This is a genomic window from Kitasatospora sp. NPDC050463 (assembly GCF_040655255.1).
In the GTDB taxonomy this organism is placed as follows: domain Bacteria; phylum Actinomycetota; class Actinomycetes; order Streptomycetales; family Streptomycetaceae; genus Kitasatospora.
Map to the genome: position 1 here is coordinate 32871 of NZ_JBFAJO010000020.1, position 26398 is coordinate 59268.

A 26398-nucleotide genomic window follows, 5' to 3' on the forward strand; every position below is an offset into this window, starting at 1 on the left:
CTCTCCAGCAGAAGACGCCGGTGCCCGTGGGCACCTGCGGTGATGACTGAGGGTTGGGGAATGCGGGCCTCGCTGGCGGCCGGAGCACGGGGGTTGACCGGTTACCGACCCCACAATAGGCACGAAACGTGCACTACACACAGGTTTCGCCCGCTGCCGTGATGACTTGAATGCTCTCCGTGACTCATTCTTCACTGTTCCCGATCAGGAGCCGTTCCAACTCTTTTCGGTCGGGAAGTCCTGCGGGTTGTTCGACCCGACCGCTGCGGACGTACAGGAACGACGCCGTGACCTGCTCCAGCGGAACGCCCAACTGTTCGGCCCAGGCGACCCGGTAGACGGCGAGCTGGAGCGGATCCGCGGTCTCCTCGCGGTGCGTCTTCCAGTCCACCACTTCATAGCGTGACGCGCCGCCCGATTCTGACCGGCCGTCACCCTGGCGGTAGACCGCATCGATCCGGCCGCGCACCACCCGGCCCGCCAGCACCAGCTGGAACGGCGCCTCGACCCGCAACGGCGTCCGGCTCGCGTACGGCGAGCGCAGGAACGCCTCCTTGAGCCGCTCCAGATCCTGCTCGTCCTCGATGCCGTCGTCGTCCGCGCCCGGCAGCGCGCCCGGCTCGATCAGCATCAGCGGCTCGATCCGGGACTGCACCCAGGCGTGGAAGCGGGTGCCCCGGCGGGCGGCGGGCTGCGGCGGGCGGGGCATCGGGCGGGCCAGGTCGCGCGCGAAGCCGTCCGGATCGGCGGCCAGCCGCTGCAGCTGGGTGGCGGAGAGCGCGGCGGGCAGCGGCACCTCCCGCACGCTGCGCCGGGACCGCTCCAACTCGCCGACCAAGGCGGTGAGGTCGCGGTCCCAGGACTCGACCTGGCGGCGGTCCTCGGCGGCCATCGGCTCCGGTTCGGGGGCGGGCTGCCCGGCGAGGCGGCGGTGCACCACCTCGGCGACCCGGCGGCGGGCCTGCTGGGCGGCCGGATCCAGCGGCAGCGGCCAGGGCCGCTCGACGGGCGCGGCCAGCGCCGGGTTCTCGGCGCCCTTCGGCGGCTGCTCGGCCCAGTGCTCCAGCTCGCCCGCGCCGGGCTGCTCGCAGTGCGCCCGCAGCGCCTCCAGGAAGTCGGACGGGCCGCGCACGGTCTTCTGGCTCGGGCCCCACCAGTGCCCGGAGGCCAGCAGCAGCGAACGCGGCCGGGTGAAGGCGACGTAGCCCAGGCGCAGCTCCTCGGTGCCCGAGTGCTCGGCGAGCGCCGCCTTGAAGCCCGCCATGGACTTGCTGTTCCACCCCCCGCGCACATCGGGCAGGGTGGCCGCGTCCCCGCGCAGGGCGTGCGGGAGCACCCGCTTGGTGCTGGTCCAGCGCTCGCGCGCGCCGGACGACGGGAAGGCGCCCTTGACCAGGCCGGGCACGGCGACGACGTCCCACTCCAGGCCCTTGGACTTGTGCGCGGTGAGCACCTTCACGGTGTCCTCCCCGCCGGGCAGGCTGCTGTCCAGACCGCGCTCGTACTCCTGGGCGGCGCGCAGGAAGCCGAGAAAGGCCGACAGGCCCGGGTCGCCGTCCAGATCGGCGAAGCCGGCCGCGACGTCCAGGAAGGCGTGCAGGGTCTCCCGGCGGCGGGCGGCCAGCGCGTGCGGGGAGGCGGCGAGTTCGACCTCCAGGCCGGTGACGGCGAGCACCCGGTGCAAGACGTCCATCAACGGCTCGGCGAGCGAGCGGCGCAGCTCGCGCAGCTCCCGGGCGAGCCGGGCGAAGCGCACCCGGGCCTCGGCGGAGAACGGCAGCTCGTCGCCCTGGTCGGCGGGGTCCAGGAAGGTCTCCAGCGCATCGGCCAGCGAGACCACCTCGGTCGGATCGGCCTCGGCGACGGCGGCGGCCAGCGCCTCGACGCCCTCGGGCCGGGCGGTGCGGACCAGTTCGGCGGCGCGTCGGCCGAGCAGGGCCAGGTCGCGCGGGCCGATCCGCCAGCGCGGGCCGATCAGCAGCCGGACCAGCGCCGCGTTGGCGGTCGGGTCCTGCAGCACCTCGCAGGTCGCCACCAGGTCGGCCACCTCGGGCAGGTGCAGCAGGCCGCCGAGGCCGACCACCTCGACCGGCACCTCCCGGGCGACCAGTGCCGCGTGGATGTCGGGGAAGGCCGCGCCGCCCCGGCAGAGCACGGCGATCCGGCCGGGGGCGGTGCCGGTGCGGACCAGGTGGGCGACCGAGTCGGCCAGCCAGTCGATCTCCTGGGCGTGGGTGGGCAGCAGCGCGGCCCGGACGTAGCCCTCCTGCTCGGCGCCGGGTGCGGGGCGCAGCGCCTCGACGCCCTCGTGCATCGCGCGCAGCGGCTCGGCCAGCCCGTTGGCGAAGGCGAGCAGCCGGCCGCCGCTGCGGCGGTTCTCGCTGAGCGAGTAGCGGGCCGCGTCGGAGCCGTCGGCCTTCGGGAAGTGCCGGGGGAAGTCGTCCAGGTTGGCGACCGAGGCGCCGCGCCAGCCGTAGATCGCCTGGCAGGGGTCACCGACCGCGGTGACGGGGTGGCCGGTGCCCCGCCCCCGGGGACCGGCGCCGTACAGGCCGGCGAGCATCAGCCGCTGCGCGACCGAGGTGTCCTGGTACTCGTCGAGCAGCACCACCCGGAACTGGCCGCGGAGCAGTTCACCGACCTCGGGGCGCTGCTGCGCGAGCCGGGCGGCGGCGGCTATCTGGTCGCCGAAGTCCATCAGCCCCGCGGCGGCCTTGCGCCGGCGGTACTCCTCCACCAGGCGCAGCAGCTCCAGCCGGGCCCGGGCGGTGACCGGCACGGCCCGCAGGTCGTCATTGGTGAGCCTGGTGGTGGCGAGGGTGTCGAGCAGCTCCTCGTCGAAGGCGCGCAGCGTCTCCGGCTCGACCAGGTGCTCGGCGAGCTCGCTGTCCAGCGCGATCAGATCGGCGACCAGGTTGGCGAAGGTCCCGGTGAGGGCGGGGAAGGGGCCGCGCGCGGTGCGCAGCACCTTGGCGGCGAGCTGGAAGCGGGTGGCGTCGGCGAGCAGCCGCACGTCCGGCTCGATGCCGATCCGCAGGCCGTGCTCCTTGAGCAGGCGGCCGGCGAAGGCGTGGTAGGTGGAGATCTCCGGCTCGCCGAGCGGCTCCCAGGCCGCTTCGGCCACGCTCCCCCGGCCGTCGGCCGCGGGCCCTGCCAGCCCGCCCAGCTCTCCCAGCCCGCCCAGCCGCAGCGCCGCGCGGACGCGTTCGGCGAGCTCCCCGGCGGCCTTGTTGGTGAAGGTGAGGCCCAGCACCTCCTCCGGCCGGACGGCGCCGGAGCCGACCAGCCAGACCACCCTGGCCGCCATCACCGTGGTCTTGCCGGAGCCCGCCCCGGCCACGATCACGGCCGGCTCCAGCGGAGCGCCGATGGCCGCCATCTGCTCCCGGTTGAACGGGATGCCCAGCAGCTCCTTGAGCTGGTCGGGGTGGCTGAGCGTGGCGGTCACCCCGCAACGTTAACGGGCACCGCCGACAGTCCGGGCCCCTCGCCCGGCCCACTGTGGGAACCCCCACACGCCCGCGCTCACTCCACCACCTGCGCGCCGTCGCGCTGGGCCGAGCAGCTGCGACGGAACGAGCAGCGGTCGCAGCCGGCGCCGGTCTGCGGCACGAAGTGCTCGGCGAGCACCCGCCCGGCGGCGTCGGCCAGCAGGCTCTCGATCCACGGCTCGCCGTCCGGCGGATCCTGCCGCTGCACCTTGGGCGAGTCCGGCACGGCCTTGTCGGGCTTGCGCAGCTGCACCAGCTCGGCGCCGCCAGGGTCGGGGACGCGGCCGTCGAAGCCGGGCAGCTCGTTGAGCGCCCCGGCCCGGACGGCGAGCTGGTAGACCGCGAGCTGCTTGTGCTCGGGCAGCGACTTGTCGGTCGGTGCCTCCTTGCCGGTCTTGAAGTCCACCACGTAGGCCCGGCCGGCCTCGTCCTTCTCCACCCGGTCCATCGAACCGCGGATCCGCACCGAGACGCCGCCGACGTCCAGCGTGACGTCGAAGCCGTGCTCGGTGGCGACCACGTCCCGGCCGCGCTGCAGGACGTGCCAGTTGAGGAAGCGCTCCAGGGCGGCCCGGGCCTCGGTCTTCTCCTGCTGGGACTTCCAGGGCGCGTCGAAGGCCAGCGCGTCCCAGACCGTGTCCAGGCGCTCCATCAGCACGGCGAGGTCGGCGGGGGTGCGGCCGGAGCCCACCTCGTCGGCCAGGGCGTGCACCACGTTGCCGAAGCCCTGGGCGGCCGAACCGGCGCCGCGCGCCTTGACCTCCTTGTCCAGGAACCACTGCAGCGAGCAGTTCTCCAGCTGCTCCAGGCCGCTGCCGGAGAGCCGGACCGGCAGGTCGGCGCTGCGCAGCGGTTCGGCGGCGGCGGTGGCGTCGTCCAGGCCCCACCAGCGGTCGGGGTGGGCGGCCTGCACCAGCGGCAGGCCGTCCTCGTCGGCGGACAGCGCCAGGGTGGCGAGCCGCTCGGCGGCGGCACGGCGCAGCTCCGGCGACCGGGCCGGGTCGACGGTGACCGCGCGCAGCTCGGCGACCAACGCGGCGACGGACAGCGGGCGGCGCGGGCGGTGGGTGACGTCCTCGACGGTGACCGGCGGGGTGCGGCGCACCACCTTGCCGGTCCTCGGGTCGACGTCCTCGCGGTAGAGCTCGCGCAGGAAGCGGGACGGCTCGTCACCGTCGTCGGCGGGTGCCTTGACGGCGGTGACGATCAGCCGCTCCTTGGCCCTGGTCGCGGCGACGTAGAAGAGCCGGCGCTCCTCGCCGAGCAGGGCGCCGGGGGAGAGCGGCTCGGCGAGGCCGTCGCGGCCGATCCGGTCGGCCTCCAGCAGCGAGCCGCGGCGGCGCAGGTCCGGCCAGAGGCCGTCCTGGACACCGGCCACCACGACCAAACGCCACTCCAGGCCCTTGGAGCGGTGCGCGGTCATCAGCCGGACGGCGTCGGGGCGGACGGCCCGCACGGTGAGGGTGTCGGCCGCGATGTCCTGGGCCTCCAGCTCGGCGAGCAGGTCGAGGGCGCTGCGGTGGCCGGTGACCTGCTCCTCGGCGCGGGCGGCGGTCTCGAACAGGGCGCAGAGCGCGTCGAGGTCCCGGTCGGCGTTGCGGCCGGCGGCGCCGCCGCGCAGCGCGGCCCGCTCCAGGCGCTCGCGCCAGCGCCGGCTGCCGTCCCAGAGCTCCCAGAGCGCGTCCTCCGCGGTGCAGCCGCCGGCGAGGCGCTCGCGGACCTTGCGCAGCAGGACGCCGAGGTCGCGGGCGCGCCGGGCGTGCGAGGGGTCGAGGGCGATCAGCCGCTCGGGCTCGGCGAGGGCCTCGCGGATCAGCTCCTCGGCCGGGCGGGGCACCGCGGCGCCGGGCCCGTCGGCGCGCAGCGCGGCCCGCTCCTCCTCGCGCAGGGCCCGGCCGAGGCGGCGCAGGTCGGAGCCGTCCAGGCCGCCGAGCGGGCCGGTGAGCAGGGTGTGGGCGAGCTCGGTGGTGAGCGGGTCGGGGGCGGACTCGCGGTCGTTCCTGTCCCGGGCGGCCTGTTCGGCGCAGACCCGCAGGGCGAGCAGCAGCTGGGCGACGGCGGGCTCCTCGCGCAGCGGCAGGTCGTCACCGTCGATCTCCAGCGGGACGCCGGCCGCACCGAGCGCCCGCCGCACGCCGGGGATGGACCGGCCGCCGGCCCGGACCAGCACGGCCATCTCGCCCCACGGCACGCCGTCCTCCAGGTGGGCGCGGCGCAGCAGGTCGGCGATCGAGTCCAGCTCGGTGCCCGGGGTCGGATAGGTGTACACCTCGACCCGGCCGCCCTCGCGGGAGGGCAGCAGGGCACGGTGCTGGGCGAGCTTGTCGGCCGGCAGCCGGCCCATCGGCATCCGCCGGGCCAGCTCGCGGGAGGCGGCGAGCAGGACGGCACCGGACCGGCGGGAGACCCGCAGCACCTTGACGTCGGCGGGAGCGCCGCCGGCCTGCCGGAAGGTCTGCGGAAAGTCCAGGATGCCGTTGATGTCGGCGCCGCGGAACGCGTAGATCGACTGGTCCGGGTCGCCGACGGCGACCAGCTCCCGCCCGCCGCCGGCCAGCTGGCGCAGCAGCCGGACCTGCGAGGGGTCGGTGTCCTGGTACTCGTCGACGAAGACCACCTCGTAGCGCTGCCGCAGCCGCTCGCCCACCTCGGGGCGCTCGGCGAGCAGCACCGCGCGGTGGACGAGCTCGGCGTAGTCGAGCACCCCGCGCAGGTCCAGGACGTCCAGGTAGTCGGCCAGGAAGTGGGCGGCGGCCGCCCAGTCCGGGCGCTGCACCCCCTCGGCGAAGCGCCGCAGCTCGGCCTCGCCGAGGCCCAGCTCCCGGCTGCGGGCGAGCACGGCGCGGACTTCGTCGGCGAAGCCGCGGGTGGTCAGGCAGGCCCGCAGGTCGAGCGGCCAGCCGATCCGGCCCCGGCCGTTCCGGGCGTCCTCGGCACCGCCGGCCAGCAGCTCGCGGACCATGACGTCCTGCTCGGGGCCGGAGAGCAGCCGCAGCGGCTCGGCGTAGTCCTGCGGGTCCTGGTGGGCCCGGAGCAGGGCGTAGCAGAAGGAGTGGAAGGTGGTGGCCTGCGGGGCGGGGGCCGAGGCGCCGAGGCGGCCGGACATCCGGTCGCGCAGTTCCATCGCGGCCTTGCGGCTGAAGGTCAGCACCAGGATCCGCTCGGGGTCGGTACCCCGCTCGATCCGGCGGGCGACGGCCTCCACCAGCGTGGTGGTCTTACCCGTCCCGGGCCCGGCGAGCACCAGCAACGGGCCGCCCGCGTGCTCCACCACGGCCCGCTGGTACTCGTCCAGTACGGGCGGGGTGGGGAGCGTGAGGGGGCTGCGCACCAGACGGTAGGGGGAGCTCACGGACGTCCTGGGGGTCGTGCTTCGGGCAACGGCGGACGGGCCCGCGGCGGGGCCCGTCCGTATCGAGCCTACGATCCTGCCCCGTCATTCCCGTCCTCGCACCCGGTTCGGCGTTACCGGCCGTCCCAGCGGGCCCGCTTCAGGTCGATCCGGGGCGGGTCGGCGAGTTCGCGCAGCGGGGTGCCCTCCTCGCCGTACCGGGTGAGGGCGCGCTGCTCGTGCCCGGGCAGGAACCGGCCGTCCGCGCGGACCACCCGCCACCAGGGCACCGAGCCGCCGTAGAGGGCCATCACCCGGCCGACCTGCCGGGGGCCGCCCTGGCCGAGGTACTCGGCAACGTCCCCGTAGGTCATCACCCGGCCGGGTGGAATCCGCTCGGTCAGGTCGAGCACCAGTTCGGCGAAGGGTGGCAGCTCGCCCGGGCCGGCGTCGTCGGTAGCGTCCGTCACCTGCGGCATTCTTCCTCACGAGGTCCGACCCTGGGCCCGGTACGAACGACCCGCCGCGCCCGATCCGGCCCCTGTCCAGCACGGGGCGCCGCGGCATGCCACCATCTTCGGGGCGGTGAGTGGTGATACGAGGACAAGACCAGATGACCGGGACGGCTGACGTGGGCGTGGACGAGGGCTCCGACGAGTCCTGCGACTCCGTGCCCGCAGGCCCCGGTGGCGAGCCCGCCGCCACACCGTCACCGGAAGTCTCCCTGATCAAGGACCGGACGATCAAGACCCCGCAGCCGACCGAACCCGAGGCCGCCCCGGGTACCGCCCCCGGGGCCGGAGTGCCCCGGCCCGCGGCCGGGCCGGCCCCGACCGGCGTCCCGGCCCAGCAGCCGGAGCCGACCCCCGCACCCGAGCCGTACCCGGTACCCGAAGGACACGAGCAGCCCGAGGAACCTGAGGAACCTGAGGAGCACGACGGGCACGAGTCGCTGGACGACACCCCGCACCTGGACGTCGACGAGCCGCTGCTCGCCGCCCGCGCGCACCGCCCGTCGGACCTGATCCGCTTCCTGGCCGGCGTCCTCGGCATAGTCTCCGTGTTCGTCCTGGCCGGCGTGGCGACCTCGACCACCACCGGCATCGAGCTGGACATCGCCTCCAACGCACCGCGCTTCTCCCCGGTGCTCTCCACCATCACCGGCCTGGTCTCCAGCGTCGCGGTGCTCGCCGTCCCGCTCGCCTTCGCGGTCGAGCGGCTGATCAAACGCGACGGCCTGCGGGTCGCCGACGGCGTCCTCGCCTCGGTGCTCGCCTACGGCGTCTCGCTGGGCATCGACTGGTGGGTCGCCGAGGGCGCCTCCGAGCACATCCGGGACGCCCTCACCCGGCTGCCGCTGGACAGCAACGGCACCCTCACCGACCCGGTGCACGGCTATCTGGCTCCGGTGATCGCCTACATGACCGCGGTCGGCATGTCGAGCCGGCCGCGCTGGCGGGTCGCCCTCTGGGTGGTGGTGGTCTTCAGCGGGCTCACCGAACTGCTCGGCGGCTACACCACCCCGCTGTCGCTGCTGCTCACCGTGCTGATCGGCTGGTCCGTCGCCTACGGCACGCTGTACGCGATCGGCTCGCCGAACATCCGGCCCACCGGCCAGCACCTGATGATCGGCCTGCGCAAGGTCGGCTTCACCCCGGCCAGCGCCCACCGCGCCCCCGACGCCCCCGGCGGCACCCGCCGCTACTACGTCGCCCAGCAGAGCGGCCCGCCGCTGGACGTCCACATCATCGACCGCGAGCAGCAGGCCTCCGGCTTCTTCTACCGCGCCTGGCGGCGGCTGCGGCTGCGCTCGGTGGCCGTCCGCCGCAGCCCGCAGTCGCTGCGCCAGGCGCTGGAGCAGGAGGCGCTGATCGCCTACGCGGCCGCCGCCTCGGGCGCCCACTCCCCGCAACTGGTGGCCACCTCCGAGCTGGGCCCCGACGCCGCGATCCTGGTCTACGAGAACGTCGAGGGCCGGATCCTGGACGACCTCACGGACGCGGAGGTCACCGACCAGGTGATGGCCTCGCTCTGGGAGTCCGTCGCCGCCCTGCACGAGCGCCGGATCGCCCACCGCCGGCTCACCGGCGAGTCACTGCTGGTCGTCGACGAGAAGGCGGCCTGTCTGGTCAACCTCTCCGGCGGTGACATCGCCGCCACCGACCTGACGCTGCGCATCGACGTCGCCCAGCTGCTCACCACCTTCGCCCTGCGGATCGGCCCGGAGCGGGCGGTCGCCACCGCCAACGCCGTCCTCGGCGCCGACCGGGTCGCGCAGGCGCTGCCGCTGCTGCAGCCGGTCGGGCTGAGCCGCTCCACCAGGGTCGACCTGAAGAAGCTCACCAAGGAGCGGAAGACCGCCGCCCGGGCCCAGGCACTGGAACAGGTGGCCGCCGGCGAGCGCACCCAGCAGCAGGCCGAGGAGGACATCGCGGTGGCCGGCGAGGACCTGCTCAGCCGGATCCGCGGCCAGATCCTCCAGATCGCCCCCGAGGCACCGACCGAGACGGCCAAGCTGGAGCGGCTGAAGCCGAAGAGCCTGATCATGGTGATCGCGCTCACCTTCGCGGCCTACCTCGCGCTGACCACCATCAAGCCGGCCCAGCTCAAGCTCTCCCAGATGGACTGGGCCTGGGCCGCCGTGGCGCTCGCGGCCGCCGCCTTCAGCTACGTCGCCGCCTCGATGAGCCTGACCGGCTTCGTCCCGGAGAAGCTGCCGTTCCGGCGCACCGTGGCGGCGCAGCTGGCCGGCTCCTTCGTGAAGCTGGTCGCGCCGGCCGCGATCGGCGGCATCGCGCTGAACACCCGCTACCTGCAGAAGGCCGGCATCCGCTCCGGGCAGGCGGTCGCCTCGGTCGGCGCCTCCCAGCTGGCGGGCCTGACCGGCCACCTGCTGCTGCTGTTCAGCTTCGGCCTGATCACCGGCAGCCAGACCAACGGGGACCTCTCCGCCTCCCGCGCGGTGATCATCGGCGTGCTGACCGCCGCCGTGCTCGCCCTGGTGGTCGCGGCCGTCTCACCGCTGCGGCGGTTCGTGCTGAACCGGCTGCGATCGCTGTTCTTCGGCGTGGTGCCCCGGATGCTCGACCTGATGCAGACGCCCAGCAAGCTCGTCACCGGCTTCGGCGGGATCCTGCTGCTGACGCTCTCCTTCACCGCCTGCCTGGACGCCTCGGTGCAGGCCTTCGGCGGCAGCATCAGCTTCTCGGCGGTCGCGGTGGTCTTCCTGACCGCCAACGCGGCCGGCTCGGCCATCCCCACCCCCGGCGGCATCGGCCCGGTCGAGGTCGCCCTGATCGGTGCGCTCACCGTCGCCGACGTGCCCCCGACGATCGCCACCCCGGCGGTCTTCCTCTACCGGGCGCTCACCTTCTGGCTGCCGGTCCTGCCCGGCTGGATCTCCTACAACGTGCTCCAGCGCAAGGGCGCGCTGTAGGCCCCGCGGACGTGCGAAGGGCCCGCCGGATCGCTCCGGCGGGCCCTTCGCACGTGTCTGCTAGTAGACCGGCTTGTGCGGCTCGACCTGGTTCACCCAGCCGAGCACGCCGCCGCCGAGGTGGACGGCGTTGGCGAAGCCGGCCGACTTCACCACGGCCAGCACCTCCGCCGAGCGGACGCCCGACTTGCAGTGCAGCACGATCTTCTTGTCCTGCGGCAGCGACTCCAGCGCGTCGCCCATCAGGAACTCGTTCTTCGGGATCAGCACCGCGCCGGGGATGTTGACGATCTCGTACTCGCCGGGCTCGCGGACGTCGATCAGGAAGATGTCCTCCTTGTCGTCCTGCCACTGCTTGAGCTGCTTCGAGGTGATCGTCGAACCGGCGGCGGCGGCCTGCGCCTCCTCCGACACGACGCCGCAGAAGGCCTCGTAGTCGATCAGCTCGGTGACCGTCGGGTTCTCGCCGCAGAGCGCGCAGTTCGGGTCCTTGCGGACCTTCACCTGACGGTAGGTCATCTCCAGGGCGTCGTAGATCATCAGCCGGCCGACCAGCGGCTCGCCGACACCGGCCAGCAGCTTGATCGCCTCGGTGACCTGGATCGAGCCGATGGACGCGCAGAGCACGCCCAGCACGCCGCCCTCGGCGCAGGACGGGACCATGCCCGCCGGCGGGGCCTCCGGGTAGAGGCAGCGGTAGCACGGGCCGTGCTCGGCCCAGAAGACGCTGGCCTGGCCGTCGAAGCGGTAGATCGAGCCCCACACGTACGGCTTGCCGAGCAGCACCGCGGCGTCGTTCACCAGGTAGCGGGTGGCGAAGTTGTCGGTGCCGTCGACGATCAGGTCGTAGCCGGAGAAGATCTCCATCACGTTGTCGTTGTCGAGGCGCTCCTCGTGGAGGATCACGTCCACGTAGGGGTTGATCTCCTTGACCGACTCCCGTGCCGACTCGCCCTTGGAACGGCCGATGTCCGACTGGCCGTGGATGATCTGCCGCTGCAGGTTGGACTCGTCCACCACGTCGAACTCGACGATGCCGAGCGTGCCCACGCCGGCCGCGGCGAGGTACATCAACGCGGGCGAGCCCAGGCCGCCGGCGCCGACACACAGCACCTTGGCGTTCTTCAGCCGCTTCTGCCCGGCCATGCCCACGTCGGGGATGATCAGGTGGCGGGAGTACCTGCGGACCTCGTCGACGGTGAGCTCGGCGGCCGGCTCGACCAGGGGTGGCAGCGACACGGGGACTCCGATGGTCGTCAGTTCAGGTGGCCAGGGGCCGACCTCTAGTGGCTTCTGCTACGCCACCGAGGTGGCTCTGCTACGCCAACAGTGTCATGCCGCCCCACTATTCCGAGACAGCTCGTCCGACTGGCGAGACAGCCGACATCGGATGCTGGGACCGCCCACCGGAGCCGTCCGGCGGGCGGTCGGGGACGCCGCGGCCCGCCGCACCGGGGCCGTCGGCGCACCCCGGCACGGCGGACCCGCGGGTCAGACCCGACAGGCCGTCTCCAGCCAGACGTCGCCCAGCGACTCCTCCAGCGGCACCTGTGTCCGCCAGCCGAGACGGTCCCGGGCGGTCCGCACGTCCGCCTGACGCCACGGCACCGGCTCGCCCGCCGGGCCCCGCCCCTCGGCCGGCCGCGACTCCGCGGACCGGTGACCCGGGTGGTGCGGGGGCCGATCGCGGTCGCCGTGCCGATCCCCGTGCCGGTCGGGGTGTTCGACCGGCACGCCGGCCTGCGCGGGCAGCAGGACCGGCCGGTTCTCCTCCACGATCGCCCCCTCGAAGCCCGAGGCCCGGACCAGCAGCTGGGCCGCCTCGCGGGCCCGGACGGCGTGCCCACTGCCGATGTTGATCACCCCGGTGGCCGCCGACACCGCCGCCGCCCGGATCGCCCGGGCGACGTCCCGGACGTCCACGAAATCCCGGTACCCGGACAGGTCCGGCATCCGCACCTGCGACTCCTCGCGCTCCAGCGCCCGGCGCAGCCCCTCCGCGAGCCGCCCGAACAACGAGGCGGTCGGCGCCCCCGGCCCCACCACGTCGAACACCCGGAGCACCGCCGCGTCCAGCCCGGAGGCCAGCACCAGCTCCGTCCCGGCGAGCTTGGACACCCCGTACGGGCCGACCGGGCGCGGCTCGGCGCCCTCCGACACCGGTACCCCGCCCGGCACCGGCCCGTACTCGGCCGCCGAGCCGACGTGCACCAGCCGGGCCGGCTCCCGGCTGCGCCGGATCGCCTCGCAGACCGTGGCGACGGCCAGCGTGTTCGCCCGGATCAGCGTCCGTGAGCTGCCGTAGGTGGCGCCCGCGCAGTTGATCACCACCTGGGGCGCGACCGCGTCCAGGAACCGGGCGAGTGCGCCCGGACTCCCGGTGGTCAGGTCGAAGCGGATGTCGGCCGAGTCACGCCGGCCGAGCACCGTCACCTGCAACTCCTGGTCCACGAGCAGACGATCGGTGACCCGACGACCGATAAAGCCGTCGGCGCCCAGCAGCAGCACCCTCATCGGGGGTGTCCTTCCACGAAGCGAGGTCGGGAGTACGACCTGGCGGACAGATTGAATCCTCCCTCCGCCGAAACGGAGGGATTCCTGGCTCACGCCGCCCGGTCGCTCGGCGAGCGGCCGGGTCCTACGCGATCAGCGCCGGCCGGGTTGAAACCAGCCCGGTCGAAACGACGGGAAGATCGAGCGATCGGGGGGTCAGCGGTGCGCGCCGGCCCGGCCGAGCACCGGCCAGGCGTACGCCGGCAGGGCGAGCGCGACCGCGCCGCCGCCGAGCAGCCAGGCCGTCGGCGCGGACCGGCCGAGCACGAGGAGCGCCGCGACGGCGGCCGGCCCGGCGAGCGCGCCCAGCGCGGCGGCGGCGGTCCGACCGGACCGGGCCAGCAGCGCGGGCAGCACCAGCAGCAGCCCCAGCACGCCCTGCGCCGCCCACTGGGCGGGCCCGGCCCGCTCGGCCACCAGGTGCAGCAGGCCGCCGCCTCGGTCCGGCCCGGGGCGGGGCGCCACGGCGGTCAGCACCGCGAGGGCGGCGAAGGTCAGGACCGCCAGGACGGCCAGGTGCAGGGCGACGGCCACCGGCAGGACCGGCCGCATCCGGGCCCGGAACTCGGCGAGGGTACCCGCCCCCCGCAGATGGCCGCGGGCGATGTGCCGGAACCAGCGCGCCGCCCCCTCGGCCGACCCGGCGGACAGTGCCGCGGCCAGCACCAGCGCGGCCGTCACCCGGCCGTCACCGGCGCCGCCGGAGGCCCCCGATCCGGCCCCGGCTCCGGCCAGCGGGAGCAGCAGCAGGGCGGCCACCCCGCACCCGTGGCCGAGCACGGCCGGTCGACGCCACCGGGCGCGGGGAGCGGGGAGCGGCCGGTCCCCGGTGGACGGCCCGAACTCCGACTCCGGCTCCGGCCCGGTCCCGAACCCGGCCCGGTCCCCGGGCGCCCGGAGCGACGGCCCGGCCGCGGCGGTCCGCTCGGGGGCGGACAGCGCCGGCAGCAGCACGAGCGGGACGGCGGCCGCCAGCAGCACCGGCCACCGGCCGGCCGACCCGACGGCCACCGCGACCGGCAGCACCGCCAGTGCCGCCGCCCGGAGCGCCCCGCCGCACCACCCCGACCGGTGCCCGCCCGACCCGTCCGCCGACGCCGGGGGCGGACGGCGCGGCACCCGGGCGTACAGCTCTTCGGCGAGCGAGAACAGATCGGCGTGCCGGCAGCGCGCGGCCGTCTCCTGCCCGCACCCGGCCTCCTCCAGCCCGACGGCGATCTCCAGTGGATCGACGGCCCGCTCGCAGAGCTCCCGGTGCTCCGCCATCACCTCCCGGACCGGGTCGCCGCAGACCCCGGCCGGGCCGGCGACCGGCCCGCCACCGGTGGCCGGTGTGCTCCCGGCGGCCCGTGCGCCCCCGGTGACCGGCCCGCCGCCGGCCATCAGACCGCCTCCGCGAGGGCGCCGGACCGCTCGTCGGACGCCTCGTCCTCGCCCTCGTCCCCACCGGCCGGCCGCTCGGCGCTCCCGCCGCCGCGGCGGTCGGCCAGCCAGTACTCGGCGGGCCGGGCGAACGGGCGCGGCTGCTCACCGGCCGCGCCGCCGGCCCCGGCGGCCGGGAAGGCCGGCCACTGGGAGACCAGCTCCAGGTAGATCTCCCGGAACGCACTGGTCACCGGTTCCACGGCGAAGCGTTCCTGCGCCCGTAGCCGGCCGGCCAGCCCGAGCCGGGCCCGCCGCTCCGCGTCGCGCAGCAGCGCCAGACAGGCGCCCGCCAGCGCCTGCGGATCGCGCGGCGGGACGAGCAGCCCGGTCGGCCCCACCACCTCCCGGGCCACCCCGACGTCCGTCGAGACCACCGCCCGGCCGCTCAGCATCGCGTCGGCCAGCAGCCGGGGCCCGCGCTGCGAGAGCGCCGAGAAGACGACCACCGTGCCGCTCTCCCAGACCGCCGCCACCGAGCCCGGCCGGCCGGCGAACTCCACCGCCCCGGCCACCCCCAACCGGTCGGCCACCGCCTCGCAGTGCGCCCGGTAGCCCGGGACGGCCTCCTCACCGTGGATCACCAGCCGGGCCGCCGGCAGCCCGGACCGGACCCGGGCGAAGGCGTGCAGCATCAGCTCGGTGTCCCGGCCCGGCTCCAGCGCGCCCGCCCAGACCAGGGTCGGCGCGGCCGGCTCCGGCCCGGCCGCCGCCCGGGCCACCGCCGGGGTGCCCTCGTGGACCACCCTGGTACGCGCCGGATCGGCGCCGCACCGGCGCTGCCACTGCTGGTCGTGGGCGCTGCCGGGGGTCAGTATCGCGGCCTGCCGGTACGTCTCCTCGGTGAGCGCCCGGAAGAAGGAGAGCAACAGCGCGCGGACCGGCCACCGGTACGGTGCCTCGCGGTAGCCGAGGTACTGCTCGCGCAGGTGCAGGCCGTGCTCGGTGACCACGAACGGCACGCCGTGCAGCTGCTTGGCCGCGAGCGCCGGCAGCGCCGCCGGGCCGCCGCCCACCACGTGACACAGGTCCGCCGAGCCGAGGCCGCCCGGCCCGGTGCCGTACCAGGGCGCGGAGAGCGGGCGCAGGCACTGCTCCAGCAGGTCCGCCGCGACCAGTACGTCGCGGACCAGCGGCTGCCCGGCCGAGGTGTCCGCCCCGGGCGAGCGCCAGACGCGCTCCAGTGTCCGCCGGGCGGCTGCGGAGGCCAGGAACGCGGGCAGCGCACCGTCCTCGCGGGCGAGCGCCGCCAGCCGGTACAGCCCGGCCCCGAACGAGGCCCGCTCGCCCGGCATCACCAGCGCCCGGACCAGCCCCTCGTACGCCCGGACGTACTGCCGTCCGCGCAGCGCGCCGGGCGGCCGGCCGGCCGCCCGGCGCCCCCACAGTGCCAGCTCGTGCACCCCGAGCCAGCGGCCCCGCGGGCTCTCGGCGACGCCCGAACCGGCCGAGCCGGCCAGTACGTACAGCTCGAAGTCGTGCTCGACCAAGCCGTCCACGAGCCTGGCGCACCAGCCGCCGGCGCCACGCCGCGGGTGCGGACGGGCACCCTCGGTGATCAGTGCAACGCGCACGGGAGACCTCCAGAGCAGAGCGGATCGACGGATGGCTGGAGCGGCTTGATCGGCACCCGGGTGCCCCCGCAGGTGCGGGAACGGGACCGGGGCGGAGGAGTCCGGTCGGCCAGCAGCACCGCGGCCCGGACCGGCGGTCGCACCGACCGCCGGCCCCCTGCTCGCGGCTGCCCTCCGGCTGCTCCGGTTCTCCGGCGGCCGCCACTCCCCCACACCTGTTCGGTCCGACAGCAGAAAGGTAGGACCGGGCTCCGGCAATCCATCGGTCACTTGCCTGGTTGCCACCTGAACGAGTGAACCGGCGTGACCTCGCCCCGGAGCGGGGCGTTACCGCCCCTCGCGCCCGCGCCCCGCTCGGCCCCCGCCCGGAGCCCGCCCGTGCCCCGCTCAGCCCCGCGCCAGCAGCTCCCGCACCGCCCGGGCCACCTGCTCCGGGTGCTCCATCATCGCCACGTGCCCGGAGTCCGGCAGCACCAGCAGCCGGGCGTCCCCGAACGCCGTGCAGGCCCGCCGCGCCGAGCGGTACGAGACCAGCTTGTCGCGCAGCCCGTACACCAGCAGCGTGGGCGCCTTCACCTGCTCCGCCTGCCGCCAGAGCGCCTGGTCGCCCCGCTCGGTGTACGCCGAGACGATCCCGCGCGCCGAGCCGGCCAGCGCGTCCAGCGCGTGCGGCACCCCGATCCGCCGCCGGTACTCGGCCACCGCCTCCGCCCGGGCCTCCGGCGACAGGCTCTGCGGGTCGCCGTAGACCAGCCGCAACAGCCCCTCGGTGGCCTCCTCCGGGCTGCGGCCGTTCGACGGCAGCCGGCGCAGCAGGCCGGGCAGGCCCGGCACCGCGAGCAGCCCGGTCGACCAGGCGGTGCGCTGCGGCGGCAGCTCCGGCAGCGCCGGCGAGATCAGCGTGAGGCTGCGCACCAGATCGGGGCGGAGCGCGGCGAGCCGGACGGAGACGGCGCCGCCGAGCGAGTTGCCGAACAGGTGCACCGGGCCGCGGCCGGTCGCCTCCAGGTAGCCGATCACCGCGCGCACGTGCCCGGAGAGGGAGAGGTCGCCGTCGGCGGGCGGGGCCGAGTACCCGAAGCCGGGCAGGTCCACGGCCTCGCCGTCGACCAGGCCGGCCAGCCGGTCCATCAGCGCCGTCCAGTTGGCCGCCGAGCCGCCGAGCCCGTGCACGAACAGCCCCGGCTCGCGGCCACCGGCCGCCCCGCCGTCGGGCCGGTGCACCGCCAGTGCGGCACCGGGGACCTCGACCGTACGGAACGCTGCGGGTTCCCCGGTCGCCGGACGTATCTGCTGCTCAGCGCTGCTCATGGTGGACGATGGTAGTGAGCGGCCGGTGCCCCGGGGCTGTCCCGGCTCCTGTCGCACCCCTGCCGTCGCCGGTGGTCAGCGCCGTATTGTGGGCTCCTGACAAGGGGGCTCGGTGCTTTTATCACGCTCGCCAGGCGCGAACGCGGTTACCGAAAAGTAGAATCGGTCATCTTGCCAGCCCCGAACAACCCGTGAAGTGAGGAGCGCCGTGACGGCCATCCAGGAGGCGCAGGAGCGCCCGCGCGGTGCCCGCCTGCCGCGAAGCGCCCGCCGTGAACAACTGCTCGGTGCCGCCCAGGAGGTGTTTGTCGCGCAGGGCTACCACGCGGCCGCCATGGACGACATCGCGGACCGCGCCGGGGTCAGCAAGCCGGTGCTGTACCAGCACTTCCCCGGGAAGCTGGAGCTCTACCTGGCGCTGCTGGACAAGCACTGCGACGCCCTGGTCGAGTCGACCCGCGAGGCGCTCGCCGCGACCACCGACAACAAGCAGCGGGTGGCCGCGACGATGGAGGCGTACTTCAACTACGTCTCCAGCGAGTCCGGCGCCTTCCGGCTGGTCTTCGAGTCGGACCTGACCAACGAGCCGGCCGTGCGCGAGCGCGTGGAGCGGGCCTCGGACGCCAGCGCGACCCTGGTCAGCAAGGTCATCCAGGAGGACACCGACCTCCCCGAGGCGGAGTCCAAGCTGCTCGCCGCCGGCGTCTGCGGCCTGGCCCAGATCACCGCCCGCTACTGGCTGTCCCAGGGCCTGGAGATCCCCCGCGACGAAGCCGTCCGGCTGGTCGCCAGCCTGGCCTGGCGCGGTCTGAAGGGCTTCCCGATGCACCCCGTCGCCGAGTCCGGCGAGGCGCAGGCCGCCGACCAGTGATCCGCCGACCTTCGCCTCGGCACTGATCCGGTGCTCTATGGTGAAGCCGTACGGCGCGATCACCGCGAACGCTTGTCCCAGGCGGTCCGGTGCCCGCGCGTGGCTGGCTGCAACCCCGGAGGGACGGAAGTCGTGGAGGTCAAGATCGGCGTGCAGAACGCGCCGCGCGAGATCGTGATCGAGAGCTCGCAGACCGCCGATGAGGTCGAGAGCGCGATCGCCAAGGCGCTGGAGGGCACCACGAAGCTCTTCTCGCTGACCGACGAGCACGGCCGCCGCGTCATCGTCCCGGCCGAGCGCCTGGCGTACGTGGAGATCGGCGAGCAGGCCGCCCGCAAGGTCGGGTTCGGCACGCTCTGAGCTGCTTCGCGGTGCCCCGTTCCCTCTCCGGGGGAACGGGGCACCGCTGCGTGTACGGCCGGGTGGACCGGGGTACGGCGACAGGTGTGCGGCCGTCCGAAGGCCGCCGCCCGCGTACCGGGGAGGCACCCTTGCTGGTCGAGTCGATCGCCTTCGCCCTCGTCGGCCTGATCGTCGGGGCAGCCGCGCTGCTGGCCCTGCCGGCGTACTTCCCGGCCGGCCGGGCGCTGACGCTCGGAACGGCCCTGGTGTCGGCCCTGCTCAGCGGGGTGATCACGCACTTCACGCTGGACGGCCGGTTCCCGGCGGCCAGCATCGGGCTCGCGGCGGTCGCCTCGGCGCTGCTCACCTCGGTACTGGCCCGGCCGGACTTGGCGGCCGGGCGCCAGCCCGCCCACCGGCACCGGCCGCACCGCGCGGGCGCGCACCGCCGGCAGCGGCACGCCTGAGCCGCGCCGGCCGGCCGGCACCCGTCAGGAGGCGAGCCCCAGCGCGGCCATCCGCTTGGTGTGCGCCTCGGTGATCCGGTTGAACATCTTGCCGACCTCGACCAGGTCGAAGCCCTGCACCTGCACGCCGCCGACCAGCAGGTTGGAGAGCGCGTCCCGCTCGGCGACGACCCGCTGGGCCTGGCTCAGCGCCTCGCCCATCAGCCGCCGGCCCCAGAGCGCCAGCCGGCCGCCCGAGCGCGGGTCGGCCTCGATGGCCTGCCGCACCTTGTCGACGGCGAACTGCGCGTGCCCGGTGTCCGACATCACGCCGAGGACCAGGTCGCGGGTGTCGTCGTCCAGCCGGACGGCCACCTCGCGGTAGAAGTCGGTCGCGATCGCGTCGCCGACATAGGCCTTGACCAGGCCCTCCAGCCAGTCGGAGGGCGCGGTCATCCGGTGGAACAGCTCCAGCGGCTCGACGAAGGGCTGCATCGCCTCCTGCGGGTCCGCGCCCACCTCGGCGAGCCGGTCGTGCAGCCGCTGGTAGTGCTGGAACTCCGCGGAGGCCATCCGGGCCAGCGCGGCCTTGTCGGCGAGGCCCGGCGCGAGCTTGGCGTCCTCGGCGAGCCGCTCGAAGGCGCTCAGTTCGCCGTACGCGAGGGCGCCGAGCAGGTCCAGCACAGCCGCCCGGTAGCCCGGATCGGCCGAGCGGCTCGCCCAGTCGCCGATCGAGCCGGCCGGGTCCTGCTGCGTCTCACCATGGGTCTCCATGACCTGCCACCTTAGTCCGGTGCGGCCTCCCGCACACGCAGGGCGCCGGTCGGCCGCCGCTCCCCCGGCAGGGTGCGGGCGGGGCCGCTCGGGAGCCCCCGAACCGGGCCCGCGCGAGCGATGTCAGACGCGTCACGTGTTCGAGTCGTCGCGTGACTGTATGGTGGTAGTGAGGTCCGTAGTGCTCGCACGGTGTCACCGCCGTCTCGGTGCGCCGGGCAAGCCCGCTCCGTAGTGGCACCGTCCAGCAGGACGTGTCCGCACCGGGAGCCGGGTACTCACGTACGCGGATGCCCGGTCGGAGAGCCGATCGGCTCCGACCATGGCTTGGACTTCAAGCCTTGGCACCGCATCAGTGGCCGAGCGAGGGCCGCCGCGGACCGCGCCGCCCGGCGCAAGGTCCCGCGCAGGTCCCTCACGGGAATCATCCCCGACGCCGCCGGAGACGCGCCCCTTGACCGGGCCGCGCGCACCGGCCGGCCGCAGGGACCGGCGCGGTTGTGCGTCCGCGCAGCTGTATTCAGGGCCCCCGGCCCGTAACGCAGCCGCGCGGCTGCCCGCCGCTCTCTCGCTCTCGGCCCCTCCACACGGAAGAGGCAGCACCCTGTCCACCACCGCTGAACCCATCAAGACCACTTTCCGGGACCTGGGGATCCTCCCGGAGACCGCCGAGGCCCTGGAGGCCGTCGGCATCATCCACCCCTTCCCCATTCAGGAGATGACCCTCCCGGTCGCGCTGACCGGCCACGACGTCATCGGCCAGGCCAAGACCGGCACCGGCAAGACCCTCGGTTTCGGCCTCCCGCTGATCGAGCGCGTCGTCGTCCGGGCCGACATCGACGCCGGCCGGGCCACCGAGGACCAGCTCTCCGACGGCCCGCAGGCGCTGATCGTCGTCCCGACCCGCGAGCTGTGCACCCAGGTCACCAACGACCTGCAGACGGCCGGCAAGGTCCGCGACGTCCGCGTGCTCGCGATCTACGGCGGCCGTGCCTACGAGCCGCAGGTCGAGGCGCTCAAGAAGGGAGTCGACATCATCGTCGGCACCCCGGGCCGCCTGCTCGACCTCGCGGGGCAGCGCAAGCTGGACCTGTCGAAGGTCCGCGCGCTGGTCCTCGACGAGGCCGACGAGATGCTCGACCTGGGCTTCCTGCCCGACGTCGAGAAGATCATCACCATGCTGCCCGCCAAGCGGCAGACCCTGCTGTTCTCGGCGACCATGCCGGGCCAGGTCATCAGCCTCGCCCGCCGGTACATGAGCCAGCCGACCCACATCCGCGCCGCCGCGCCGGACGACACCGGTCACACCGTGGCCAACACCACCCAGCACATCTTCCGGGCGCACTCGCTCGACAAGGTGGAGATGGTCTCGCGCATCCTGCAGGCCGACGGCCGCGGCCTGGCGATGATCTTCTGCCGGACCAAGCGCACCGCCGCCGACGTCTCCGACCAGCTCACCCAGCGCGGCTTCGCGGCCGGCGCGGTGCACGGCGACCTCGGCCAGGGCGCCCGCGAGCAGGCGCTGCGGGCCTTCCGCGGCGGCAAGGTCGACGTGCTGGTCTGCACCGACGTCGCGGCCCGCGGCATCGACGTCGAGGGCGTCACCCACGTCATCAACTACCAGTGCCCGGAGGACGAGAAGACCTACCTCCACCGGATCGGCCGCACCGGCCGCGCCGGCGCCTCCGGCACCGCCGTCACTTTGGTCGACTGGGACGACATCCCGCGCTGGCAGCTGATCAACAAGGCGCTGGACCTCAAGTTCAACGAGCCGGAGGAGACCTACTCCACCTCGCCGCACCTGTACGAGCTGCTGAAGATCGCCAAGGGCACCACCGGCGTCCTGCCGCGTTCGGAGCGGACCCGGGCCGGGCTCGGCGCGGAGGAGGTCGAGGACCTCGGCGAGACCGGCGGCCGCGGTGCGCGCTCCGCCCCCGGTCGCGCCCCCCGGGGCGGACGGACCGGCGCCGGCCGCGCCGCCGCGCCCGCCGCCGAGGCGGTCGAGGAGAAGCCGGCCCGCCGCACCCGCGAGCGCCGCCGCACCCGCGGTGGTTCCACGGTCGAGGCCGACGCCGTGCTCGACGCGCCCGCCGGGGCCGTCGCCGCGGTCGACGCCCCGTCGGCTCCCGCCGTCGAGGGCGCCGAGGGCGAGGGCGCGGCTCCGCGCCGTCGTCGCCGCCGCCCGCGCGGCGCCGCCGGTGAGACCGCCGTCGCCGCGGTGGCCGAGGCGCCCGCCGCGGTGGCCGAGGCCGCTGCTCCGGCTGCCGCCGCCGAGAAGATCACGGAGAAGTCCTCGGAGAAGTCCTCGGAGGCGTCCGAGGAGAAGCCGGCCGCCAAGCGGACCCGCTCGCGGGCCAAGGCGAAGGCCGAGCCCGCCGCCGAGGCCGCCACGGCGCCCGAGGCCGGCGCGGACGCTCCGGCCGAGGCCCCGGCCCCGCGCCGTCGGGCCCGCACCCGCCGCCCGGCCGCCGAGGCCCCCGAGGCGACGCCGGAGAACTGATCCCGGCACCGCACCACGCGGAGGGGGCGGCCCCGTCCACCACGGACGGGGCTGCCCCCTCCGGCGTGTCCGCCCGGCTACGCTCGGGGTTACCGGCCAGTCGCCCCGCCGCACCGCAGGAGATCGCCCATGAGCACGCCGCCGTTCCTCACTCTCCCCCGCTGCGCGCGCGCCCTGCGGGTGGCGACGGCGCGCGGGGAGTTCGCCGCACTGCGGGCCGAACCGTCGGGTGCGGTCCGCGGGGCGGCCCTGCTGGTCCCCGGGTTCACCGGCAGCAAGGAGGACTTCATCGCGCTGCTGGAGCCGCTGGCCGCGGCCGGCTACCGGGTGACCGCGATCGACCAGCGCGGCCAGCACGAGAGCGGCGGCCCCGACGATCCGGCCGCCTACGCCGTCGACGCCCTGGGCGCGGACGTCCGGGCGCTGACCGAGGTGCTCGCCGAGGGCGCCGCACCGCTGCACCTGCTCGGCCACTCCTTCGGCGGCCAGGTGGCCCGGGAGGCCGTCCTCGCGGCCACCGCCGACGGCCCGCTGCCGTGGAGCTCGCTGACCCTGATGTCCACCGGCCCCGCCTCGATCCAACCCGGCGAGGCGGAGCGGACCAAGCTGCTGATCGACGTGCTGCCGTCGATGAGCCTGGAGGAGATCTGGCAGGTGCTCCAGCAGATGGACCAGCAGGCGCGGGATCAGGGCGGCGACGAGGCGCGCCGCCCGTCCCCCGAGGTCTCGGAGTTCCTGCACCGCCGCTGGCTGGCCAACGTGCCGCAGGCGCTCGCCACCACCGGCGCCCATCTGATCGCCGCTCCCGACCGGGTGGACGAGCTGGCCGCGACCGCGTCCGCGCTGCCCGCGCTGGTGCTCTCCGGGGTCCGGGACTACGCGTGGCCGGTGCCGGAGCAGACCCGGATGGCCGAGCGCCTCGGCGCCCGCCGCGTGGTGATCGAGGACGCCGGCCACTCCCCCAACGCCGAGCGGCCGGCCGCCACCGCCGAGGCCCTGGCGGACTTCTGGGGCTGAGCCCGGCCCGCCCCGCGCGGCCGCCCCGCCCCATCCCTGTCCCGCCCCGTACGCCCCCCGTACGCCCTCTGAGACCGCACCGCGGCCGCGCGACCATGCCCCGCGTGGCGGATCACACAGGACAGAAGTCGTTAGTTGCGGTAATATTTGATTCTGTCCGGGAATCATCGTCACTGCCGACGCTGGCGACAATCCGCCGAAACCTGGACTTTACGGACGGGCAACGACCCGGAAGCAGCACCACGACACAGTGGTTCACGAGGTACCAGACGCACTTGGCAAGCAGGGGGGACCCCTTTGCCTGAGCAGATCGTCGACCGTTCGAACCGGCAGACCGCGAAAGGGCTGATACCCACTCAGCCACGACCGCCCCGCCCGACGGGGCAAGAAAAGGAGAGGCCCATGCGCTTCGAGATCCTCCGACTGGACGACGCCCACGGCACCGCCACCGACCGCGTGATCGCCGACGCCGAAACCGTCCGCGAACTCGTCCAGGCCGCCGCCCGCACCGGCGAGCGCCTGCTCATCCGTCCGTGCCCGACCGTCTGACCCAGCGCGGCGCCTCCGACCGGGAGCCCTCACCCGCCGCCGAAGAGCCGGGATCGTCCGATCCGGATGTTCCGATACCGCACTGACGCCCCGTCACCGCGATCGCCGATGACGGGGCGTCAGTGCGTCCGGGGCCGTTCCCCGCACGGCGGCACCGACGTTTGCCGCCGCCCTCCGCTGGACATCCCCTAGCGGGAACCGCCCGCAGCGCGCCCACCCGGCGCCGGACGGGCGTCCGCCACCGACAGGTGCCGCCGCGCCCTCCGTACGGGTGACCGTCCTTGACGCGGCGGTCCGGAGGGAGGAGCGTTGTCGGCTATGAGGGGCGAGCCAAGCTGCCCGAGGTGCGCCGGTCGGGTCCGCGCCCCCGGTCTGTTCTCAGACACCTGGCAGTGCGACCGGCACGGCGCGGTGCACCCGATGCAGCCCGTACTGCCCCCGAGCGTGGAGGCGCTCGGCGTCGCCGTCGCCCGTTCCCAGGTCCCGGTCTGGCTGCCCTGGCCGCTTCCGGTCGGGTGGCTCTACACCGGCATCGCGCACGTCGGCGACGACGTCTCGGGCGCCCGGGCCACCGCCGTCGCCTGCTCCGGACCGGCGCCACTGGGCGGCTTCGGCGAGCTGGTACTGATCGCGGAGGAGCTCGGGGTCGGGCTCGGCGCCCGGTACGCGGGCCTGTCCGGCCCGGACCCGGGCGAGTCGGTCTCCCTCTACAAGCCCGCCGACGCCAAGCTGATGGCGGCCGGGCGGCCCACCCCGATGTTCCACGTGCCGGACGCGCCGGCCGACCGCGCGGTGTTCGTCGGCGAGGCCCGCGGCCTCTGGCTCTGGGCGGTGGCCTGGCCGGAGCAGTCGGCCCTGGTGATGTACGACGAGCTGGTCCTCACCGACCTGCGCGAGGCCGGCGCCGAGTTGGACCTGCTGCCCTGCGGTGCGCTCTCCCCCCAGCTGCTCGGCTGACGGCCCCGCGGGCGCCCGCACTATCCTGGGCGACACCCGCCGCCCAGCCCAGGAGCCGACTCCGTGCGCATCGACCTGCACGCCCACAGCAACGCCTCCGACGGCACCGACAGCCCGGCCGAGCTGGTCGCGGCGGCGGCCGCCGCGGGCCTGGACGTGGTGGCGCTCACCGACCACGACACGGTGGCCGGCCACGCCGAGGCCGCCGAGGCGGTGCGCGCGCTGCCGGCCGGCACCCGGCTGACCCTCGTCCCGGGCGCCGAGCTGTCCTGCACGGTGGACGGCGTCAGCCTGCACCTGCTGGCCTACCTCTTCGACCCCGCCGAGCCGGCCTTCGCGCGCGAGCGCGAGCTGGTGCGCACCGACCGGTTCCGGCGCGGGCGGGCGGTCGTCGAGCGCTGCCGCGCGCTGGGCGCCGACATCAGCTGGGAGCAGGTCCAGCGGATCGCGGGAACCGGCTCGGTCGGCCGGCCGCACATCGCGAGCGCCCTGGTCGAGGCGGGGGTGGTGGCCACCGTCTCCGACGCCTTCACCCCGGACTGGCTGGCCAACGGCGGGCGGGCGGACGTCCGCAAGCACGAGACCGACCCGGCCGAGGCCGTCCGACTGGTCCGGGCGGCGGGCGGAGTGCCGGTCTTCGCCCACCCGGGCGCGGTCAAGCGCGGGCGGACCGTCTCCGACCAGGTGATCGCGGACCTCGCGGCGGCCGGGCTCGCGGCGCTGGAGGTCGACCACACCGACCACGACGAGCCCACCCGGGCCCGGCTGCGCGCCCTGGCCGCCGACCTCGGTCTGCTCACCACCGGCTCCAGCGACTACCACGGCGACCGCAAGACCGTCCGGCTCGGCGAGCACACCACCGACCCGGCCGTCTACGAGGCGCTGCTGGCCCAGGCCAGCGGCGCGAAGCCGATCGAGGGCTGAGCCCTCCCAGCCGGGCACGCGGGCGTGCGGGAGCGTACGGCCGGGTGCGGCTACGGCACGCGCCCCGCGACGCCGGCGGCGGGCGCCGGCCCCGGGTGACCGGGCGTCAGTCCAGCGGCACGCCACGGCGGTCGGCGTCGCGCAGATCGGTGCCGTGCTTCAGCCAGCGCTCCTCCAGCGCGGCCGCGCCGTGCACCCGCTTCCAGCCGGCCTCGTTGGGCGTCATCGGCAGCAGCGGCAGGAAGCGCACCGGGTCGGCCGGCTCGTCCAGCTCCAGATCGGCCACCAGACCGCCCGGCTCCGCGGCCAGCACCGAGGTGAACGGGGCGCCGTCCCAGAGCGGGGCGCCGAGGTCCAGCGAGCCGCCGGGGGCCAGCACCAGGCCCTCCACCTGCGGCGTCGCGGCGAAGGTGGCCAGGGTGCGGAGCACGCTGTCCCGGGCTCCACGGACCGTCAGCACCAGTTCGGCGCGCGGGCCGCGGAGCTGGTCGGCGACCGGCGCGGTCGGGTCCGCCATCGGCGCGGCGGCCATCCCGAGCGTGGCGTAGCGGACCAGGCCCTCGGGGTCCGGCCCGAAGCGCAGCACCTCGATCCGGTCCGCGCCGAGGAAGGTGACCGCGGCGCGGCCGCTCGGCTCGCCGAAGGTGGTCAGCAGCCGGGCCTCGACGGCGGCCAGGACCGCCTCGCGGGAGAGGCCGGCGGGGTCGTGGGAGCCACCGGAAGGGTCACCGAAGAGCGGGAAGTCGTGCGCCATGCCGGTGAGCGTAACCCGGTGCGTCCGCGGAGCCGGCACGGCCACCAGGAGAACGTCGCAGCGACGATGCCCGGTCAGATGTTAGTGTGAGCGACTGGCCACCGGGGATCCTCTCTCCGGGGCAGCGGCGTGAAGGAGGTGGTTGC

At 75.1% G+C, this 26398-nt stretch carries 19 protein-coding genes; 9 read left to right on the plus strand and 10 right to left on the minus strand.

The window, feature by feature from the left end; translation table 11 throughout:
• Nucleotides 1-184: 184 nt before the first annotated feature.
• From AB0J08_RS15280 to AB0J08_RS15290, 3 genes are all read right to left on the minus strand, one after another.
• Nucleotides 185-3448, minus strand: a complete 3264-nt coding sequence (locus AB0J08_RS15280) for an ATP-dependent DNA helicase (RefSeq protein WP_360632841.1) — start codon at nt 3446-3448, stop codon at nt 185-187.
• Between the two features lie 77 nt (nt 3449-3525).
• Nucleotides 3526-6843, minus strand: coding sequence for an ATP-dependent DNA helicase (locus AB0J08_RS15285; protein ID WP_360632844.1), 3318 nt, complete (start codon nt 6841-6843; stop codon nt 3526-3528).
• A gap of 113 nt (nt 6844-6956) precedes the next feature.
• Complete coding sequence (locus AB0J08_RS15290; protein WP_360632847.1) at nt 6957-7301, minus strand: MGMT family protein; 345 nt, start codon at nt 7299-7301, stop codon at nt 6957-6959.
• Between the two features lie 134 nt (nt 7302-7435).
• Here AB0J08_RS15290 and AB0J08_RS15295 point away from each other — a divergent pair, with 134 nt between their 5' ends.
• The gene (locus AB0J08_RS15295; protein ID WP_360632850.1) at nt 7436-10258 is read left to right on the plus strand and encodes a flippase-like domain-containing protein; all 2823 of its coding nucleotides are present in this window, start codon (nt 7436-7438) and stop codon (nt 10256-10258) included.
• A gap of 60 nt (nt 10259-10318) precedes the next feature.
• On the opposite strand, the gene moeZ is transcribed toward AB0J08_RS15295, so the two are convergent.
• From moeZ to AB0J08_RS15320, 5 genes are all read right to left on the minus strand, one after another.
• Complete coding sequence (gene moeZ, locus AB0J08_RS15300; protein ID WP_360632853.1) at nt 10319-11497, minus strand: adenylyltransferase/sulfurtransferase MoeZ; 1179 nt, start codon at nt 11495-11497, stop codon at nt 10319-10321.
• A gap of 252 nt (nt 11498-11749) precedes the next feature.
• Nucleotides 11750-12772 (minus strand): NAD-dependent epimerase/dehydratase family protein, encoded by a 1023-nt coding sequence (locus AB0J08_RS15305; RefSeq protein WP_360632857.1) that lies wholly within the window; start codon nt 12770-12772, stop codon nt 11750-11752.
• Nucleotides 12773-12967: 195 nt separating this feature from the next.
• Nucleotides 12968-14194, minus strand: coding sequence for a hypothetical protein (locus AB0J08_RS15310; RefSeq protein ID WP_360632859.1), 1227 nt, complete (start codon nt 14192-14194; stop codon nt 12968-12970).
• Nucleotides 14194-15807 carry a DUF3492 domain-containing protein gene (locus AB0J08_RS15315; protein WP_360632862.1) on the minus strand — a complete coding sequence of 538 codons (1614 nt, stop codon included), beginning with the start codon at nt 15805-15807 and terminating at the stop codon, nt 14194-14196. Before AB0J08_RS15315 ends, AB0J08_RS15310 begins: the two co-directional genes overlap by 1 nt.
• Nucleotides 15808-16194: 387 nt before the next feature.
• A complete protein-coding gene (locus tag AB0J08_RS15320) occupies nt 16195-17118 on the minus strand; it encodes an alpha/beta fold hydrolase (protein ID WP_360632865.1) in 924 nt (307 codons plus the stop codon).
• Nucleotides 17119-17326: 208 nt separating this feature from the next.
• Between AB0J08_RS15320 and AB0J08_RS15325 the strand changes: the two genes are divergently transcribed.
• From AB0J08_RS15325 to AB0J08_RS15335, 3 genes are all read left to right on the plus strand, one after another.
• On the plus strand, nt 17327-17989 hold the full coding sequence (locus tag AB0J08_RS15325; protein ID WP_360632868.1) for a TetR/AcrR family transcriptional regulator: 663 nt from the start codon (nt 17327-17329) through the stop codon (nt 17987-17989).
• Nucleotides 17990-18121: 132 nt separating this feature from the next.
• Nucleotides 18122-18349: a DUF3107 domain-containing protein gene (locus tag AB0J08_RS15330; RefSeq protein WP_360632871.1), complete on the plus strand. Its 228-nt coding sequence runs from the start codon at nt 18122-18124 to the stop codon at nt 18347-18349.
• A gap of 131 nt (nt 18350-18480) precedes the next feature.
• Nucleotides 18481-18798 carry a hypothetical protein gene (locus tag AB0J08_RS15335; protein WP_360632874.1) on the plus strand — a complete coding sequence of 106 codons (318 nt, stop codon included), beginning with the start codon at nt 18481-18483 and terminating at the stop codon, nt 18796-18798.
• A 24-nt stretch (nt 18799-18822) separates the two neighbouring features.
• On the opposite strand, the gene AB0J08_RS15340 is transcribed toward AB0J08_RS15335, so the two are convergent.
• Nucleotides 18823-19551: a ferritin-like fold-containing protein gene (locus AB0J08_RS15340; RefSeq protein ID WP_360632877.1), complete on the minus strand. Its 729-nt coding sequence runs from the start codon at nt 19549-19551 to the stop codon at nt 18823-18825.
• A gap of 718 nt (nt 19552-20269) precedes the next feature.
• On the opposite strand from AB0J08_RS15340, the gene AB0J08_RS15345 reads away from it, so the two are divergent.
• From AB0J08_RS15345 to AB0J08_RS15365, 5 genes are all read left to right on the plus strand, one after another.
• On the plus strand, nt 20270-22051 hold the full coding sequence (locus AB0J08_RS15345) for a DEAD/DEAH box helicase (RefSeq protein WP_360632880.1): 1782 nt from the start codon (nt 20270-20272) through the stop codon (nt 22049-22051).
• A 129-nt stretch (nt 22052-22180) separates the two neighbouring features.
• On the plus strand, nt 22181-23068 hold the full coding sequence (locus AB0J08_RS15350; protein WP_360632883.1) for an alpha/beta fold hydrolase: 888 nt from the start codon (nt 22181-22183) through the stop codon (nt 23066-23068).
• 402 nt (nt 23069-23470) lie between these two features.
• The gene (locus AB0J08_RS15355; RefSeq protein ID WP_360632886.1) at nt 23471-23617 is read left to right on the plus strand and encodes a hypothetical protein; all 147 of its coding nucleotides are present in this window, start codon (nt 23471-23473) and stop codon (nt 23615-23617) included.
• A gap of 318 nt (nt 23618-23935) precedes the next feature.
• Nucleotides 23936-24574 carry a DUF6758 family protein gene (locus AB0J08_RS15360; RefSeq protein WP_360632889.1) on the plus strand — a complete coding sequence of 213 codons (639 nt, stop codon included), beginning with the start codon at nt 23936-23938 and terminating at the stop codon, nt 24572-24574.
• A gap of 63 nt (nt 24575-24637) precedes the next feature.
• Nucleotides 24638-25498: a PHP domain-containing protein gene (locus AB0J08_RS15365; RefSeq protein WP_360632892.1), complete on the plus strand. Its 861-nt coding sequence runs from the start codon at nt 24638-24640 to the stop codon at nt 25496-25498.
• A 106-nt stretch (nt 25499-25604) separates the two neighbouring features.
• Here the strand turns inward: AB0J08_RS15365 and AB0J08_RS15370 are convergent, their stop codons facing one another.
• Nucleotides 25605-26252 (minus strand): suppressor of fused domain protein, encoded by a 648-nt coding sequence (locus AB0J08_RS15370; protein ID WP_360632894.1) that lies wholly within the window; start codon nt 26250-26252, stop codon nt 25605-25607.
• Nucleotides 26253-26398 lie beyond the last annotated feature (146 nt).